The sequence below is a fragment of the Acidovorax sp. HMWF029 genome (assembly GCF_003060895.1).
Classification (GTDB): Bacteria; Pseudomonadota; Gammaproteobacteria; order Burkholderiales; family Burkholderiaceae_C; genus Acidovorax.
In genome coordinates this window covers 1-15,997 of the sequence record NZ_QAIH01000191.1, presented here as the reverse complement: position 1 = coordinate 15,997, position 15,997 = coordinate 1, and the positions used below count along the sequence as shown (strand labels likewise).

General features: G+C 63.0%; 16 protein-coding genes. 7 read left to right on the top strand and 9 right to left on the bottom strand.

What is annotated here, in order from left to right; all coding sequences use genetic code 11:
* Nucleotides 1-108 precede the first annotated feature (108 nt).
* Nucleotides 109-1,149: a tRNA (adenosine(37)-N6)-threonylcarbamoyltransferase complex transferase subunit TsaD gene (gene tsaD / locus DBR12_RS13255; protein ID WP_108617678.1), complete on the bottom strand. Its 1,041-nt coding sequence runs from the start codon at nt 1,147-1,149 to the stop codon at nt 109-111.
* A 106-nt stretch (nt 1,150-1,255) separates the two neighbouring features.
* A complete protein-coding gene (locus DBR12_RS13250; RefSeq protein ID WP_108617677.1) occupies nt 1,256-2,416 on the bottom strand; it encodes a branched-chain amino acid ABC transporter substrate-binding protein in 1,161 nt (386 codons plus the stop codon).
* Between the two features lie 256 nt (nt 2,417-2,672).
* On the opposite strand from DBR12_RS13250, the gene DBR12_RS13245 reads away from it, so the two are divergent.
* From DBR12_RS13245 to DBR12_RS13230, 4 genes are all read left to right on the top strand, one after another.
* Nucleotides 2,673-3,299: an ANTAR domain-containing response regulator gene (locus DBR12_RS13245; RefSeq protein ID WP_108617676.1), complete on the top strand. Its 627-nt coding sequence runs from the start codon at nt 2,673-2,675 to the stop codon at nt 3,297-3,299.
* 448 nt (nt 3,300-3,747) lie between these two features.
* Nucleotides 3,748-4,992 carry a CmpA/NrtA family ABC transporter substrate-binding protein gene (locus tag DBR12_RS13240; protein ID WP_108617675.1) on the top strand — a complete coding sequence of 415 codons (1,245 nt, stop codon included), beginning with the start codon at nt 3,748-3,750 and terminating at the stop codon, nt 4,990-4,992.
* Nucleotides 4,993-5,061: 69 nt separating this feature from the next.
* A complete protein-coding gene (gene ntrB, locus DBR12_RS13235; protein ID WP_108617674.1) occupies nt 5,062-6,045 on the top strand; it encodes a nitrate ABC transporter permease in 984 nt (327 codons plus the stop codon).
* Entirely contained in the window at nt 6,042-6,881 is an 840-nt protein-coding gene (locus DBR12_RS13230) for an ABC transporter ATP-binding protein (protein WP_108617673.1), read from the top strand. Before ntrB ends, DBR12_RS13230 begins: the two co-directional genes overlap by 4 nt.
* Nucleotides 6,882-7,099: 218 nt before the next feature.
* On the opposite strand, the gene DBR12_RS13220 is transcribed toward DBR12_RS13230, so the two are convergent.
* A complete protein-coding gene (locus tag DBR12_RS13220) occupies nt 7,100-7,540 on the bottom strand; it encodes a CBS domain-containing protein (RefSeq protein ID WP_108617671.1) in 441 nt (146 codons plus the stop codon).
* 516 nt (nt 7,541-8,056) lie between these two features.
* Between DBR12_RS13220 and DBR12_RS13215 the strand changes: the two genes are divergently transcribed.
* Both DBR12_RS13215 and DBR12_RS13210 read left to right on the top strand, forming a co-directional pair.
* The gene (locus DBR12_RS13215; RefSeq protein WP_108617670.1) at nt 8,057-8,344 is read left to right on the top strand and encodes a DUF4148 domain-containing protein; all 288 of its coding nucleotides are present in this window, start codon (nt 8,057-8,059) and stop codon (nt 8,342-8,344) included.
* A 92-nt stretch (nt 8,345-8,436) separates the two neighbouring features.
* Nucleotides 8,437-8,730 (top strand): DUF4148 domain-containing protein, encoded by a 294-nt coding sequence (locus DBR12_RS13210; RefSeq protein ID WP_108617669.1) that lies wholly within the window; start codon nt 8,437-8,439, stop codon nt 8,728-8,730.
* 140 nt (nt 8,731-8,870) lie between these two features.
* Here the strand turns inward: DBR12_RS13210 and DBR12_RS13205 are convergent, their stop codons facing one another.
* The 4 genes from DBR12_RS13205 to DBR12_RS13190 are packed head-to-tail and all read right to left on the bottom strand — an operon-like array spanning nt 8,871 to nt 12,232.
* Complete coding sequence (locus DBR12_RS13205) at nt 8,871-9,890, bottom strand: TRAP transporter substrate-binding protein (protein WP_108617690.1); 1,020 nt, start codon at nt 9,888-9,890, stop codon at nt 8,871-8,873.
* Between the two features lie 46 nt (nt 9,891-9,936).
* The gene (locus tag DBR12_RS13200) at nt 9,937-11,238 is read right to left on the bottom strand and encodes a TRAP transporter large permease (protein WP_233244458.1); all 1,302 of its coding nucleotides are present in this window, start codon (nt 11,236-11,238) and stop codon (nt 9,937-9,939) included.
* Complete coding sequence (locus tag DBR12_RS13195; RefSeq protein ID WP_108617668.1) at nt 11,238-11,750, bottom strand: TRAP transporter small permease; 513 nt, start codon at nt 11,748-11,750, stop codon at nt 11,238-11,240. The genes DBR12_RS13200 and DBR12_RS13195 overlap by 1 nt, the downstream gene beginning before the upstream one ends.
* Nucleotides 11,747-12,232, bottom strand: a complete 486-nt coding sequence (locus tag DBR12_RS13190) for a gluconokinase (protein WP_108617667.1) — start codon at nt 12,230-12,232, stop codon at nt 11,747-11,749. Before DBR12_RS13190 ends, DBR12_RS13195 begins: the two co-directional genes overlap by 4 nt.
* Before the next feature lie 204 nt (nt 12,233-12,436).
* Here DBR12_RS13190 and DBR12_RS13185 point away from each other — a divergent pair, with 204 nt between their 5' ends.
* Nucleotides 12,437-13,462 carry a LacI family DNA-binding transcriptional regulator gene (locus DBR12_RS13185; RefSeq protein ID WP_108617666.1) on the top strand — a complete coding sequence of 342 codons (1,026 nt, stop codon included), beginning with the start codon at nt 12,437-12,439 and terminating at the stop codon, nt 13,460-13,462.
* Between the two features lie 63 nt (nt 13,463-13,525).
* Here the strand turns inward: DBR12_RS13185 and DBR12_RS13180 are convergent, their stop codons facing one another.
* Nucleotides 13,526-13,780, bottom strand: a complete 255-nt coding sequence (locus DBR12_RS13180; RefSeq protein ID WP_108617665.1) for a hypothetical protein — start codon at nt 13,778-13,780, stop codon at nt 13,526-13,528.
* 109 nt (nt 13,781-13,889) lie between these two features.
* Entirely contained in the window at nt 13,890-15,548 is a 1,659-nt protein-coding gene (locus DBR12_RS13175) for a PAS domain-containing methyl-accepting chemotaxis protein (protein WP_108617664.1), read from the bottom strand.
* Between the last annotated feature and the right edge of the window lie 449 nt (nt 15,549-15,997).

Genomic DNA, 15,997 nt, shown 5'->3' with positions numbered 1-15,997 from the left:
CTGGATCACGGTGCAAACCACACCCCGCCACTACCCCTTCTGACATTCAAAAAAGATAGCTACCAACGCTTGCTGGACAGGCGAGGGTGGCCTTTTTTATTCAAAAAATCAAACCGCAATCGCATCGAGCGGCCAGCGCGGCTTCACGTCAAACGCATAGTCGGTGTTGGCCTGCTGCTGCCCCGCCTGCAGGCGCATGGCTGCGGCCATGGCAATCATGGCGCCGTTGTCGGTGCACAGGTGCAGCTCGGGGTAGTGCACCCGCACTTTGGCAGCGGCGCAGGCTGCATTGAGCTGCGCGCGCAAGTGCCGGTTGGCCCCCACGCCACCAGCGACCACCACGCGTTTCAGGCCCGTCTGCTTGAGCGCGGCCAGCGTCTTTTTCACCAGCACCTCGACAATCGCCGCCTCGGTGCTGGCAGCCAGGTCGGCCTTGCGCGCTTCCAGGTCGTCACCGAGCTTCTTGGCCTGCGTGAGCACCGCCGTCTTGAGGCCCGCAAACGAAAAGTCCAGATCGCCGCTGTGCAGCAAAGGCCGGGGCAGCTTGAACGCAGTGGCACTGCCCTGCTCGGCCAAGCGAGACAGCGCAGGGCCGCCCGGGTAACCAAGGCCCATGAGCTTGGCGGACTTGTCAAACGCCTCGCCCGCCGCGTCGTCAATGGTCTCTCCCAGAATTTCGTAGCGGCCCACGCCGTCCACCCGCATCAGCTGGGTGTGACCGCCCGATACCAACAGGGCCACAAAGGGGAACTCCGGCGGGTCGGCACTGAGGAAGGGTGACAGCAGGTGCCCCTCCAGGTGGTGCACACCCAGCACCGGCTTGTTCAGCGCCGCGCCCAGGGCGCAGGCCACGCCCGCCCCCACCAGCAGCGCACCCGCCAGCCCCGGGCCGCGCGTGTAGGCCACCACGTCCACATCGGCCAACGACTGGCCAGACTCGGCCAGCACCTCTTTGGCCAGCGGAAGTACGCGGCGGATGTGGTCGCGGCTGGCCAACTCGGGCACCACGCCGCCATAGGCCTGGTGCATCTCAATCTGGCTGTGCAGCGCGTGCGACAGCAGGGTGGGCACGGCATCGCCCGTGGAACGGACCAATGCCACGCCCGTTTCGTCGCAGGAGGATTCGATACCAAGGATCAGCAAGCTCATCACCCAAGTGTAAAACCCATGCGCCCCCTGAACCGCCGCAAAAGCAAAGCCCCTGTCAGATGGGCCGACAGGGGCTGTGCGAGGCGATAGCGCCAAGGTATGCAGGTTACCAGCGGTCTGACCGCATGCGCAGTTCCCAGTTGCCGCTGCGCAGCTCGTACACACCCACGGCACCGTAGCGTTGTTCGCCCTTGTCGTCCCAGGTCATGGTGCCAATCACCGGGGCATAGCCGTTGATGCTGTGCAGGGCCTTGGTGATGTCCTTGGGAGCGGCGGACTTGGCTTTCTGGATGGCGGCGGAGAGCACATACATGCTGTCGTAGCTGTAGTGACCGCCGTAGGCCGGGGGTTTTTTATACGCAGCAATGTACTTTTCGAGGAAGGGCTTGCCAGTGGAGAACTCCTTGGCCTCCAGCACGGGCGAGGTGGCGTAGATGCCTTGCACAATGCCGCCGCCCTTGGTCATGTCGGTGGTCTTGATGGTGTCGCCGCCCAGCAGGCTGACCTTGGTGTGGTCCACCTTGCGCAGGGCTTCGAGCAGGGCCAAGGCCTGGAAGTCGTTGAGCGTGGAGACGATCACATCCACCTTGGCGGCCTTTAGTTCGCCCGCCAGCTCGTCAAAAGCCACGGTCTTATCGTCGAACGACTTGCGCACCACCACTTCTTTCTTCTCGGCCTTGAGCTGCTCCGTGGCGCCGTCGGCCAGGCCCTTGCCGTAGGGGGTACCGTCGTCCAGCGCGGCATAGCGCGCGGCGCCCAGCTGGGTGGCGGCAAACGAGCCGATGGCGCGGGCCTGCAGGGTGTCGTTGCCCACCATGCGGAAGGTGGTGGAAAAGCCCAGCTGGGTGAACTTGGGGTTGGTGGAGATGGCGATCTGCGCGATGTCCTTGGCGGCATAGATGGGTGCGGTTTCAATGCTCACGCCCGAGTTCAGGTGCCCGATCACGGCCACCACACCGGCATCCACCAGCTGCTGGGCCACGGCCTTGCCGGTGGCGGCGTCGGCCTTGTCGTCCACCGACACCACTTCCAGCGTCACGCGCTTGCCGTCCACGCTGTAGCCGGACTTGTTGAGTTCATCCACCGCCAGGCTTACGCCGTTCAGCAGATCCTGCCCCAGGGCGCCCAGCGGGCCGCTCAGGGGTTGTGCAACACCAATTTTGATGGTGTCCGGCACCTTGCCGCATCCGGTCAGGAGTGCGGCAGTCGCCACTGCGGTCAGGGCCAGGCTGGCCGAGAAGCGGCGCCGGTTGAAGTGCTTGTTCATGCAAAAAACTCCATTTCAGTGTGTCTGTGTGTGCAGATGTATATGCGACGCCCCGCAGGATGAGCTACCGGGTATGCCCTTCCACGATGTCAGTATTAGCAACTTTCAGGCCCCGCAAGGGTGGCCAGGGAACTCACGCGTGGTGGGCCTGGGGCCGGTTTTCCCTTGAGTGAAGTCCGATCGCAGCGGACCTCCGAGGCCGTGCACCACCCCGGCGCACCAATTTGTGGCGTAAAAATTGCTTACGCTCATCGCTATGAATGAGGCCTTGCGCATCGTGGTGGTCGCCCCGGATCTGGCGATCGCCGACCCACACGACGAACACGCCGTCCTGCAGGCTGAGCGATCGCGGGCGCTGCGCATCGGCCTGCTGGAGAACAACTTCAACCTGGTCGCCACGCTGCCCTCCGATGTGTTTCTGAGCGAGCGCATCGCCCAGCTGCAGCCCGACCTGATCATCGTGGACGCCGAAAGCGAGGCGCGCGACGCACTGGAGCATGTGGTGATGGCCACGCGCGACGAGCGCCGCCCCATCGTGATGTTCACCAACGACGAGGACACCTCGCACGTGAAGGATGCGGTGGCGGCAGGAGTGTCTGCTTACATTGTGGCGGGCTTGGCGCCGCAGCGCATCCGCCCGATCCTGGACGTGGCCATGGCCCGCTTTCAGCACGAGCAGGCACTGCGCGCAGAACTGGCCGACGCCAAGACCGAACTGCGCGACCGCAAGACCATTGACCGCGCCAAGGGCTTGCTCATGCAGCGCCAGGGTTTGACCGAACAGGCCGCGTACGAAAAGCTGCGCAAGACAGCCATGGACAAGGGCCTCAAGCTGGTGGACGTGGCCCAGCGCATGCTCGACGTGATGGATTTGCTGGGGTGAATGGGTGACTTCCCCCTGAGCGGCTACGCTGCGGGGCGGCCCTTGCTTGGCGGCCCTGGCGTGGGCTGCGTCCATATCCACCGGCTTCTCCCACATGGTGCGCCGCACAAACGCAGTGCAGCCCGCACGCATGCACCAGCCCTGGCCATTTCAAGCAAAAAAGACCGTTTCCGCCTGCCCATCTTGCCTAAGCAGCTATCAAAAGCATAGTAATGGCTGCGCCAGACTGGCGCAGAGCAGGCTGGCACGCTGCTTGCATTAACTCTGGCAAGACCAAAGAAGGTCTCCCCCTGACAGCACCGGCCCAATGGCGGGCCAGTGCTGACACAAAGCCCCCCAATGGGCTTTGCCATGGACAAAGGCGTCCCTCTCCGAGCCCGTTTGCGCATGCAACCCGGCCAGGGGAGGACGCCTTTTTTTGTTTTCTAACGCACCGAGGAACCGCCCCATGACCGATCTGTTGAAAACCAGCCTCAACCGCCGCACCGTGCTGCAGGCCGCTACCGTGGGCGCCGTGGGCGTGAGCCCCGCCCTGCGTGCCCTGGTGCACGCCCAGGGCTCGGACGCCCCCGAGAAGAAGGAAGTGAAGATCGGCTTCATCCCGTTGACCGACTGCGCCAGCGTGGTGATGGCGTCGGTGCTGGGCATCGACAAGAAATATGGCGTGACCATCATCCCCACCAAAGAGGCCAGCTGGGCCGGTGTGCGCGACAAGCTGGTCAATGGCGAGCTGGACTTTGCCCACGTGCTGTACGGCCTGGTGTACGGCGTGCACCTGGGCCTGGCCGGTCCCAAGAAAGATATGGCCGTGCTGATGAACCTGAACCACAACGGCCAGGCCATCACGCTGTCCAAAAAGCTGGCCGAAAAAGGCGCCGTCAACGGTGCAGGCCTGGCCAAGCTCATGGCCAGCGAAAAGCGCGAATACACCTTTGCCCAAACCTTCCCCACGGGTACCCACGCCATGTGGCTCTACTACTGGCTGGCTGCACATGGCATCAACCCCATGAAGGACGCCAAGGTCATCACCGTGCCGCCCCCGCAAATGGTGGCCAACATGCGCGTGGGCAACATGGACGGCTTCTGCGTGGGCGAGCCCTGGAACCACCGCGCCATCATGGACGGCATCGGGGTGACTGCCACCACCACGCAGGACATCTGGAAAGACCACCCCGAAAAGGTGCTGGGCACCACGTCCGAGTTCGTGCAAAAGTACCCCAACACGGCCCGTGCGGTGACGGCTGCCATCCTGGAGGCCAGCAAGTGGATCGACGATGGCCTGGCCAACAAAAACAAGATGGCCGAGACCATTGCGGGCAAGGCCTATGTGAACACGGGCGTGGACGCGATCAACCAGCGCATCCTGGGCCGCTACCAGGACGGCATGGGCAAGACCTGGGATGACCCCAACCACATGAAGTTCTTCAATGAAGGCACGGTGAACTTCCCCTACCTCACGGACGGAATGTGGTTTCTCACGCAACACAAGCGCTGGGGCTTGGTGAAGGACCACCCCGACTACCTGAACGTGGCCAAGGCGGTGAACCGCATCGACGTCTACAAACAGGCCGCCACCGCATCGAAGACACCGCTGCCCAAGAGCGAAATGCGCACCAGCAAGTTCATGGACGGCGTGGTGTGGGACGGCAAAGACCCCGCCAAGTACGCCGACAGCTTCAAGATCAGGGCCTGATCTGCCCCCCCAGCCCCGACCAGCGACCAGCACACCCGGCCTCTTCACAGGATTCACAGGAGAACCACCATGGTCAGTGCCGTTTTTCACTCTCCCCTGGATGCAGCCCCTGCCGGGGTTGCACAGAACGCTATGAATAATGTAGCTACAAACGCTTTGCCAGCAGGCGCAAGAGCCCAAAAAACCTTGAATCCTGCACCCGCAGCCAAGGCAACGACCGCGCCCGGCACCACGGCGCCTGCCGCGCCTGCGGCACGCGACTGGGCCGCACTCTCGCGCAGCTTCTGGATGGCCGTGCTGCCGCCGCTGTGTGGCCTGGGGCTGCTCATCGGGCTGTGGGCGGTGGTCTCCACCACCACGGGCGGCAGCATCCCCAGCCCGTTGGAGACCTGGAGGCAGGCGCTGGAGATCTTCAGCAACCCCTTCTACCGCAACGGCCCGAACGATCAGGGCGTGGGCTGGAACGTGCTGATGTCCCTGGAGCGCGTGGCCATCGGCTTTGGCATGGCGGCGCTGGTGGGCATCCCGGCAGGCTTCGTGATCGGGCGCTTCAACTTCCTGTCGCGCATGTTCAACCCGCTCATCAGCTTGCTGCGACCGGTGTCGCCGCTGGCCTGGCTGCCGATTGGCCTGCTGGTGTTTAAGGGCGCCAACCCGGCGGCCATCTGGACCATCTTCATCTGCTCCATCTGGCCCATGATCATCAACACCGCCGTGGGCGTGCAGCGCGTGCCACAGGACTACATGAACGTCGCCCGCGTGCTCAACCTGAGCGAGTGGAAGATCGCCACCAAGATCCTCTTCCCCGCCGTGCTGCCGTACATGCTGACCGGCGTGCGTCTGGCAGTTGGCACGGCGTGGCTCGTGATCGTGGCGGCCGAAATGCTGACCGGCGGCGTGGGCATCGGCTTCTGGGTGTGGGACGAGTGGAACAACCTCAACGTCAAGAACATCATCATCGCGATCTTTGTGATCGGCATCGTCGGGCTGGTGCTGGAGTTTGCACTCATCAAGCTGGCCACCGCATTTACTTTTGAAGAGGTGAAGGCATGAACACGACCACCACGGCAGCATCCGCACACCCCTCCATGAGCACCAAGTTCATCGAGGTTCACGGCGTCGAGCAGACCTTCAAGACGGCCAAAGGCCTGTTCCCTGCACTACGCGACATCAACCTGACGATTGCCAAGGGCGAGTTCGTGGCACTGATTGGCCACTCGGGCTGCGGCAAGTCCACGCTGCTGAACCTGATTGCCGGGTTGACAACGCCGACGCAGGGCGCGCTGCTGTGCGCCAACAAGGAGATCAAGGGCCCGGGCCCCGAGCGCGCGGTGGTGTTCCAGAACCACTCGCTGCTGCCCTGGCTCACCTGCTTTGACAACATCTACCTGGCCGTGGAGCGCGTGTTTGGCGCCAAGGAGAACAAGGCCCAGCTCAAGGCCCGCACCGACGCTGCGCTGGCGCTGGTGGGCCTGACACACGCAGGACAAAAACGGCCCGGCGAGATCTCGGGCGGCATGAAGCAGCGCGTGGGCATTGCCCGGGCGCTCTCCATGGAGCCCCAGGTACTGCTGATGGACGAACCCTTTGGCGCGCTGGACGCCCTGACCCGCGCCAAGCTGCAGGACGAGCTGCTGGAGATCGTGGCGCGCACGCAGAGCACGGTGGTCATGGTGACCCACGACGTGGACGAAGCCGTGCTGCTGTCCGACAAGATCGTGATGATGACCAACGGCCCGGCCGCCACGATTGGCGAGGTGCTCTCCGTAGACCTACCCCGCCCTCGCAAGCGCGTGGAACTGGCCGAAGACCCGCTGTACGTGCACTACCGCAAAGCGGTGATTGACTTCCTCTACACCCGCCAGGGGCACGTCGAAAAAGCGGCGTGAACCGCAGGGCCTGATATCCAAAACAAAGGGCTCTGACGAAACATCGTCAGAGCCCTTTTTCTGTGGTCCGCGTCAGGTCAGAGCGGTAGCAAGCGCGCAGCCCAGACCAGTGCCCCCGCGCAAGGGCCGCCCCGCCGCGCCGGGGGCGTCTCCCTTCCCGAATGGCGCAGCCATTCGAGAGAAGGGGGAAGGCGCACAGCGCCTCAGGGGGTTGCCCCTTAGTGAGTTCCGGTGATGTACTGCTCCAGCTGCTCAATGATGAATTTTTGCTCGGAGATGATGTCCTTGACCAAGTCTCCGATCGAGATCATGCCGACCAGCTTGTCATTGCCGTCCACCACGGGGAGGTGGCGCAGGCGGCCGGCGCTCATGATCTGCATGCACTGCTCACTGGTCTGCTCGGGCCGTACAAAACGCACAGAGGTGGTCATCACGTCGCGCGCCAGCGTGGCCGCCGAGGTGCGGCCCAGCAGGGCGATCTTTCGCGCGTAGTCGCGCTCGGTGAAGATGCCCACGATGGCATCCCCCTCGGTCACCACCAGGGCGCCAATGCCCTTGTCGGCCATCAGCTGAAGCGCATCGAACACCGACGCAGTGGGTGCAATGGTGTGGACGGTGGCGTCCGGTTTGGACTGAAGAATCTTGGCAACTACTGTCATGGAAACTCCCTCGTAACACCTGGAACAGGCACAGAGAGATTTCAGCCCATAAGCCCAACGGGCGCAACCCGCGCAAGCCCGATTTGCCATGCTTTTTGACCCTGTGTCGCTGCGGCGATGCATATGTTTCGCCACTGTTGCATTCGGCGGAGCGCGAAACAAACTGAAAAGAACCGAAACGGTGACGAGACGACGCATAGGTGATGGCTGGGCACGATACAGCCCATGTCCAACGCACTTCGAAAGGATCCACCGCCCACTTTCCTGGCCTACGCGCCCATCGCTTGCGCCCCCACCGGCCATGTGGCCGCACAGGAAACAAGCACTTGGATTGTTTCCAATACCGGAACAGTTAATTCGCGACCAGATGGTTTTTTGGTGAACACCATCGGCGTACAGTTCAACCCATCGATGAGCCGATCCCGCAAGGCGACTCACCGAACCCAGGGTTGAAGCAGTTTTTTGTTTTGTTTTCTTCCTGGTTTTTTGAGACGCTTTTTAAAGGACTTATCCATCATGAACAACACCGCTCGCCTCCTCTCCATCGCCGCTGTTGCTGCTTTCGCCTCTTTTGGCGCCCACGCCGACGAAGCCGATGCTTCGCAGTTCGCCACGAAGTTTGAAACCAACCGTACCCGCGCCGAAGTGGCCGCCGAAGCCGCCACCGTGGCACAGACCCGCTCCATCGAGCCCGCTGGTTCGCGTGTGGTGACCTACAAGAGCACCGCCGACCGCGCTGCCGTGCGTGCCCAGGCTGCTGACGCCGTGCGCACCGGCCAGATTTCTTACGGTGAGCGTGGTTGATTTTTCAGCGCCTGATCCGCTGAATCCACCGCCCTTTCTGTTTCGTATTGCCTAGTACATCCCTCTTTTTTAAATTTCATCGGAGTTTCATCATGAACAAGACCGCTCGTTTCCTGTCCATCGCCGCTGTGGCTGCTTTCGCTTCTTTTGGCGCCCAGGCTGACGAAGCCGATGCTTCGCAATTCGCCACCAAGTTCGACACCAACCGCACCCGCGCTGAAGTGCAAGCCGAAGCTTCGGCCGTGCCCCAGACCAGCGGTGCCATCCCCGTCGGTTCGCGCGCCCTGGTCTACACCTCCACAGCCGACCGTAGCGCCGTGAACGCCCAAGCCGCTGACGCCCTGCGCACCGGCAAGATCTCGTCCGGCGAAATCGGCTCCCTGTAATTGGCTCGGCCCCTGCGCCAAGCGGTGCGGGCCATCAGTTGCAAATGCAAAAAAAGGCCGGGGCCCCGAAAAGGGGTCCCGGCCTTTCTTGTCTTGGGGGATCAGCACCGGCGCTGCAATAGCCAGCGCCCTGCCGGGGCTTACTTTGCTGCGCGTGCCTGCGCCACAGCGCCCTGCACCTCGGTCCACAGGCTTTCACCCACATTGGCCGCAATGCTCGCGTTCACGGCGCTGAGCTTTTCACGCATGCGGCTGGCTTCGGCTGCGGGCAACTCGTTCACTTGCATACCCTTGGCCTTCAGGTCGGCCAGGGCCTTATCGGCCTCAGCACGCGTGTCCTGCCGCTCAAAGTCGCGGCTCTTCTTGGCGGCATCCAGCAGCACCTTTTGCTCAGCCTTGGAGAGACCATCCCAGTATTTCTTGCTTACCAGCACGATCCAGGGGCTGTAGACGTGATTGGTCACGGTAAGGTACTTCTGCACCTCATAGAACTTGCTCGACAGAATGGTGTTGTAAGGGTTCTCCTGGCCGTCCACCGTCTTGGTTTCCAGCGCGGTAAAGAGTTCGGAGAACGGCAGCGGCACCGCATTGGCGCCCAGGGTCTTGAAGCTGTCGAGGAACACGTTGTTCTGCATCACGCGCAACTTGATGCCGTCCATGTCTTCCAGCTTGTTGACCGGGCGTTTGCTGTTGGTGAGGTTGCGAAATCCGTTCTCCCAGTACACCAGGCCCACGAGGCCTTTTTCCTGCAGCTTATCCATCACCTTCTGACCCACGGGGCCGTCCAGCACCACGTCGGCCTCCTTGGCGTTGTTGAAAAGGAACGGCGTGTCCCAGATCGCCATTTCTTTGGTGATGCCCACCAGCGTTGCGGTGGAGCCCACCATCATCTCCTGCGCGCCGCCGATCAGCGCCTGCTGCATCTGCACGTCCGAGCCCAGCGCCGCAGCGCCGATGGCACGCACCTTCATCTTGCCGCCAGAGGCCTTCTCAACCTCTTCGGCAAACAGCTTGGTGGCGCGGCCCTGGTTAGACACTTCGTTGAGGCCGTAGCCAAAACGGATGATGCGCGGCTTGAAGTCTTGCGCTGCCGCCTGGAACGAGCAGGCGATGGCAGCCACCGACAAGGCGGCGAGCAGGGTACGGCGGAAAGTTTTCATGGTTGTCTCCATTGGCGAGGGGGAAGGGAAAAAGAGTGAAGGGTAGTCAGCGCAGCCACACCACAGGTGCAGTCACGATCTGGGGAAAAACGACCAGCAAGGCAAGGATCAGCACGTAGGTAAAAAGAAAAGGATTCACCCCTTTGATCACGCTGTGCATCGAAATGCGCCCGACCCCGGCCACCACGTTGAGCACGGTGCCCACGGGCGGGGTGATGAGGCCAATGGCCCCATTGAGCACAAACATCAGACCGAAATACACCGGGTCGATCCCCGCCTTGACGGCAATGGGCAGCATCACAGGCGCAAAGATCAAGATGGTGGGCGTGAGGTCGAGCGCCGTGCCAATCAGTACCAGCACGATCATCATCACCGCCATCAAAAGGCGTGGGTTCTCCACCAGGGGGCCCAGCCAACTGGTCAGCACATTGGGCAGGTCGGCCAGCGTGATCATGTAGCTGGCCACCTGGGCGCCGGCACACAAGAACATCACGATGGAGGTCGTCTTGGCCGCGCGCACCAGCACGCCATAGATGTCCACCACCTTCATCTCGCGGTGGATGAACAGCGCCACCGCCAGCGCATAGAACGCGGCCACCACGGCGGCCTCGGTGGGGGTGAACACACCCGTCTTCATGCCGCCGATGATGATGAGAGGCATCAGCAGGGCCCAGAAGGCGCGGGCCGTGGCACGCAAGCGGTCCTTGGCAGGCAAGGGCTCACCCTTTGGCAGATCCAGGCCGCGCAGCACCCAGCGCCAGGCAAAGATCAGGCCCACACCCATCATCAAACCAGGCACGATGCCCGACACAAAAAGCGCCGAGATCGAGGTGTTGGTCGTCACGCCATAGATCACGAACGGCATGGACGGCGGAATGATGGGCGCGATGATGCCGCCCGAGGCAATCAGCCCGGCCGAGGTGTTCATGGGGTAGCCCTGCTGGCGCATCATGGGCAGCAGGATGGTGGCGAGGGCTGCCGTGTCGGCCAGGGCCGAGCCGCTCATGCTGGCCATCAGCACCGCAGCACCGATGGCAACATAACCCAGACCACCCCGGATATGCCCCACCCAGGCCTGGGCCATGTCGATGATGCGGCGGCTGATGCCGCCCGAGTTCATCAACTCACCCGCCAGGATGAAGAACGGAACGGCCAGCAGCGGAAAGCTGTCCACCCCGGCCACCAGATTTTGCGCGAGCAACTGGGCATCCCAGAAGTCAAGCACCCATGCCATGCCAGCGCCCGTGAGCACCAGGGCCAGGCCCATGTTCATGCCTGTGCCCATCAGCACCAGCATCCCCAGCGAAAAGACCACGAAGGCCATGGCTTCAGGCGTCAGTCCCAACATCACTCCACCTCCGCGCCGTGACCGAGGTCCAATGGCTTGCGTTGAATCAATTCGATGGCGGCCATCACACCAATAGCCACCGCGCACAAAAAGGCCGGTAACGGCAGCAGCGCTGCCGGGTAGGCCATGACCACCGAGCGGCTGCCCATGCCCACCACCACTTGCTGCCAGGCCCCCCAGGCCAGCATGGCGCAGGCGGCCATCACCAGCAGCCGGATGGCGGCGGTCAGCACACCAAACGCCACAGGGCGCTTGGCCAACAGGCCCGCCAGGCTGGTGAAAGCCATGTGCTCACCTGCGGGATACGCCGCCGCCGCGCCGATGAACACCATCCAGACAAACAGCAGGCGCGACAGCTCCTCGCTCGCGGCCACACCACTGCCAAAACCGTAGCGCAGCACCACGTTAATGAACACGGCTACGGCCATCACACCCAGGCAGCTGGCCATCAGCACCTGGGCGACCTTGGCGAAGGGGCTCTGTGGCGTGGCGTGTTGTGCGGGGGAACTCATGCGGTCTCCTTCATTGCCAGCCAGGCCGATGCCTGTTGCTGCAAGGTGGTCAGGTCCAGCAGCGCATCCAGGCGCAGCACGCCCGCCTCACCCAAGGGCGACTCGAGCGTGGCGAACTGGCTGTCCACCAGTGCGCTGGAAAAGAAATGGGTCCCGGCCCGGGCCGCCACGCGCTGGCCGGCATGGGGGCGGTCGATCTCCAGAAACACAAAACGCAATCCGGGACATGCGTCGCGAAGACGGTCGCGGTACATCTTCTTGAGTGCAGAGCAGGTCAGCACCACGCCCTGTGGGCGCGCCTGCAGCAACTGCCCCAGCGTGGAAAGCCAGCCCTCGCGGTCGGCATCGGTCAGCGCAATGCCCTGGCGCATTTTTTCTCGGCTGGCGGGGCTGTGGTGGTCATCCCCTTCGATCAGGGGCAGGCCTTCGGCCTGGGCCAGTGCAGCGCCCAGGCTGGACTTGCCACAACCGGCCACCCCCATGACGACCAGATAAACCGATGACGGCGTAAAACTCATATTGGTAGCGCTATCCAATGAATCCAAAAAAATGCATCTCTGCAGATGCCAACAAAATTCCGGTAATGATTGAGCCTACATGCCAAAAAAAGCACTGGCCGTCTTGCCCAAGGGTTTGGACAGCGCTATCCTAACCAGATCATCACCTATTCCCATGAGGGTTAACCCTTGAACAAATCCGAGACCCGGCGCCGCTCCAGTGGGCGCATCACGCTGAGCGACGTGGCCAAGGCGGCTGGCGTCAGCCCCATCACGGCGTCCCGCGCATTGCGTGGCGAGCGCGGCGTGGCGCAAGAGCTGGTGCAGCGGGTCAAGGACGCGGCCCAGCAACTGGGCTACGTGCCCGACCCCGCCGCGCGTGCGCTGGCCTCGCAACGCAGCGTGCAGGTGCCCGTGCTCGTGCCCCTGTTGTCGAACACGCTGTTTGTGGACGTGCTCGAATCCGTGCACCGCGCGCTTTTCCCCGAGGGCTATCAGGCCCTGATTGGCGTGACCCACTACGACCCTCAGGAAGAGGAACAGCTGCTGCGCACTTACCTTGCCCACCGCCCGGCAGGCCTGCTGGTCACCGGCTTTGACCGAACCGAAGCCGCGCGCCACCTGATCGCGGCCAGCGGCGTGCCTTGTGTGCACCTGATGGAAATGACCCCTGCCCCCGGCGTGTTCTGCGTGGGGTTCTCGCAGCAGGACGCGGGCCACAGCATGACAGCCCACCTGCTCGAGCGTGGCTATAAAAAAGTGGCCTTTGTGGCCGCCCAGCTCGACCCGCGCACCATGCAGCGCGCCGAGGGCTACCGCCGCTGCCTGCGCGAAGCAGGCCGCTACGACCCCAAGCTGGAGCTGTTGAGCCCCCAGCCTTCGTCCATGCGCCTGGGCGGCGAGTTGCTGGAGGAGCTGCTGCGCTCCCGCCCCGGCGTGGATGCAGTGTTCTTCTGCAACGACGATCTGGCCCAGGGCGGCCTGCTGGCCGCGCAACGCCTGGGCCTGTCGGTGCCCGGCCAGGTGGCAATTGCGGGCTTCAACGACCTGGCGGGCAGCGACCAGATGCTGCCGCCACTGACCACCGTGCGCACACCGCGTTCAGCTGTTGGCGAGGCCAGCGCGCGCATGCTGCTGGCGCTGATGCGCGGTGAGGTGCCGGAGCGCAACTCGGTCGATCTGGGGTTTGAGCTGACTATCAGAAGCAGCACCTGAGCACGCATGGCTCACCGCCAAGTTGTTTGCACTGTCAGGCACATCGGTACTGGCAACGGCTCCTCACGCCGCTTCCGAGTCGTCACTCCGTCTCTCGCCACTACTGGCGAAATCGTCCTCGTCGCAACCGCTGGCACCACCAAGGCCGGGAAAGTGCCACGCCAACGCGCCAGTACATAGACCAAGAACCATCAGCAAACAAGGAACGGCGAGAGACTCCGAGTGCTCGCCAGTGAGGTTGTGTAGCAAGGCAATCAAACCCGTCAACAGCAAGCCCAGCGCGAAGGCTGCACCCGAGTACCGCAAAGCATTGTTCATGGCAGCAGACCTCCAGGGGCGAAGTTGGACAGAGTCAACACATTCTCGCGGATCCGCAATGCAGCCCTCGGAATTGCAATCCACCGGCTCCGGCCTGCGCACAGCAACTTCACACTGCCGCCAGCGCCCTGCTTGATGACGCCGCCCCTTGGCCCTTCATCTCCTTGCGCAATGCCACCGCATCCCGCGCCTGGCTGGGTGCGGATGCATCGACGCGGAACACCTGCACGGTCTCGGTCATGGTCTGCGCCTGACTGTTGAGCTGCATGGCCGAGGCGGCGTTTTCCTCCACCAGCGCCGCGTTTTGCTGGGTGATGGTGTCCAGCTGCGCCACGGCCGAGTTGACCTGCGAGATGCCACTGAGCTGCTCGTTCGATGCGCTGTGGATCTCGCCGATCAGTGTGTTCACGCGGCGCACCAGCTCCAGCGACTCGGTCATGGTTTTTTGGGCGGCATCGGTTTTCTCATGGCCTTCGCTCACCTTGTTGGCCGAATCGTCGATGAGCTGGCGGATCTCTTTGGCAGCCGACTGGGTGCGGTGCGAGAGGCTGCGCACCTCCGACGCCACCACGGCAAAGCCCCGCCCCTGCTCGCCCGCGCGGGCCGCCTCCACGGCGGCGTTCAGTGCAAGGATGTTGGTCTGGAAGGCGATGGAGTCGATGAGCTGAGTGATCTCGCTGATGCGGCCAGACGCGGCCTGGATCTGCTTCATGGTGTCGGCCACGCCGTCCACCGCGCAGCTGCTGCGCTCGGTGATCTGGGTGGCCTGTGTGGCCAGCACGGTGGCCTGGCGGGCGGACTCGGCGGTCTGCTTGACGGTGCCAGTGATCTCTTCCATCGATGCCGCTGTCTGCTGCAGGTTGCTGGCCTGCGCCTCTGTGCGGGAAGATAAATCCTGGTTGCCCTGAGCGATTTCGCGGGTAGAGACCTGCATGTGTTCGCTCTCACGCCGCGCGTCGCGCACGATGGACAGCAGGTTCACGTTGAGCTGGGCCAGGGCCTTTTGCAGCTGCCCCGTGGTGTCGGTGCGCGTGGCCGAGAACTTTTGCGTGAGGTCGCCCGCCGCCATGCGGTTGGCCCAACGCAGCATCTCGAGCAGGGGCCGCACTGTGACCCGGTGCAAGTACACCGCCATGGCTATGGCGGCGGCCACCACCCCCAGCCATGCCACGCCCGAACCCAGCGTCATCGCATGCCCGCCCAGCTCGGCAGCCCCCCACGACAGCAGAACCAGCAGCAGGGTGCACAGGGCAACTTTGCCAAGCGGCCCGGGCTTCAGCGCCATCATCAGGCGGCCCACCAAGGTGTCGGTAACCACCTGCCCACCACGCAGCACATGCACCAGCCTGCCCGCCTGCTTTTCGGACTGCATGGTGCGGTAGAGCTTCTCTGCCCCCTGGATCTGCTCGCGCGTGGCCTCGGTGCGCACCGACATATAGCCCGTGGGCTGATCGCCCTGCATCAGCGGCGTGACATTGGCCATGACCCAGTAAAAGGAGCCGTCCTTGCGACGGTTCTTGACCGGTGCCGACCAAGGGATGCCCCGAGCAATGGTCTCCCACATGTCACGAAAAGCCTCTTCGGGCATGTCCGGGTGCCGGATCACGCTGTGGGGCTGGCCCAGGAGTTCCTCTTTTTCGTACCCGCTGACCTCGATGAACATCGGGTTGCAGTAGAGGATGCGGCCCTTGAGATCAGTGGTGGACACCAGAGTCTGGCCTTTGGGAAACGCATATTCGTGCGTGCTGACGGGCAGATTGACGCGCATGAACCCCTCCTTGTGAAAAACCTTGTCACCCCAGAAAAACCTGAACTGAAAAAAGCCTCGGAAAAGTCGAGTCCATCCTATGACTAAAAATTTTTTTCGCAACAGTTAAATCACCACGCGCTGTCCGTTCACCAAATGAGTGCATCCGTCCAATGTCCCGCCACATAGCGCAGCAGCCGTCAATTACTCACAATTTCATAGCAACAAATTGAGTATGGTCGGGCGGAGAAGGCCATTTGCATTCAAATACCTGACGTCCCCATGCTGGCACAAGCCTTGCGCGCAGGCGGGCGTGGCCAACGGGCTGTACTTCAACCCCGCGAAAAGGGCAGATTGGGCAACCCCGGGCGGGCTCAGCGCCCAAGGTGGTGCATGCCTGTGCGTTGCCGTCCCCCCCTGGTGACCTCGACAGCCCCCGGCTAGGCCCGCCCCGGGGCGCACCCCAGATC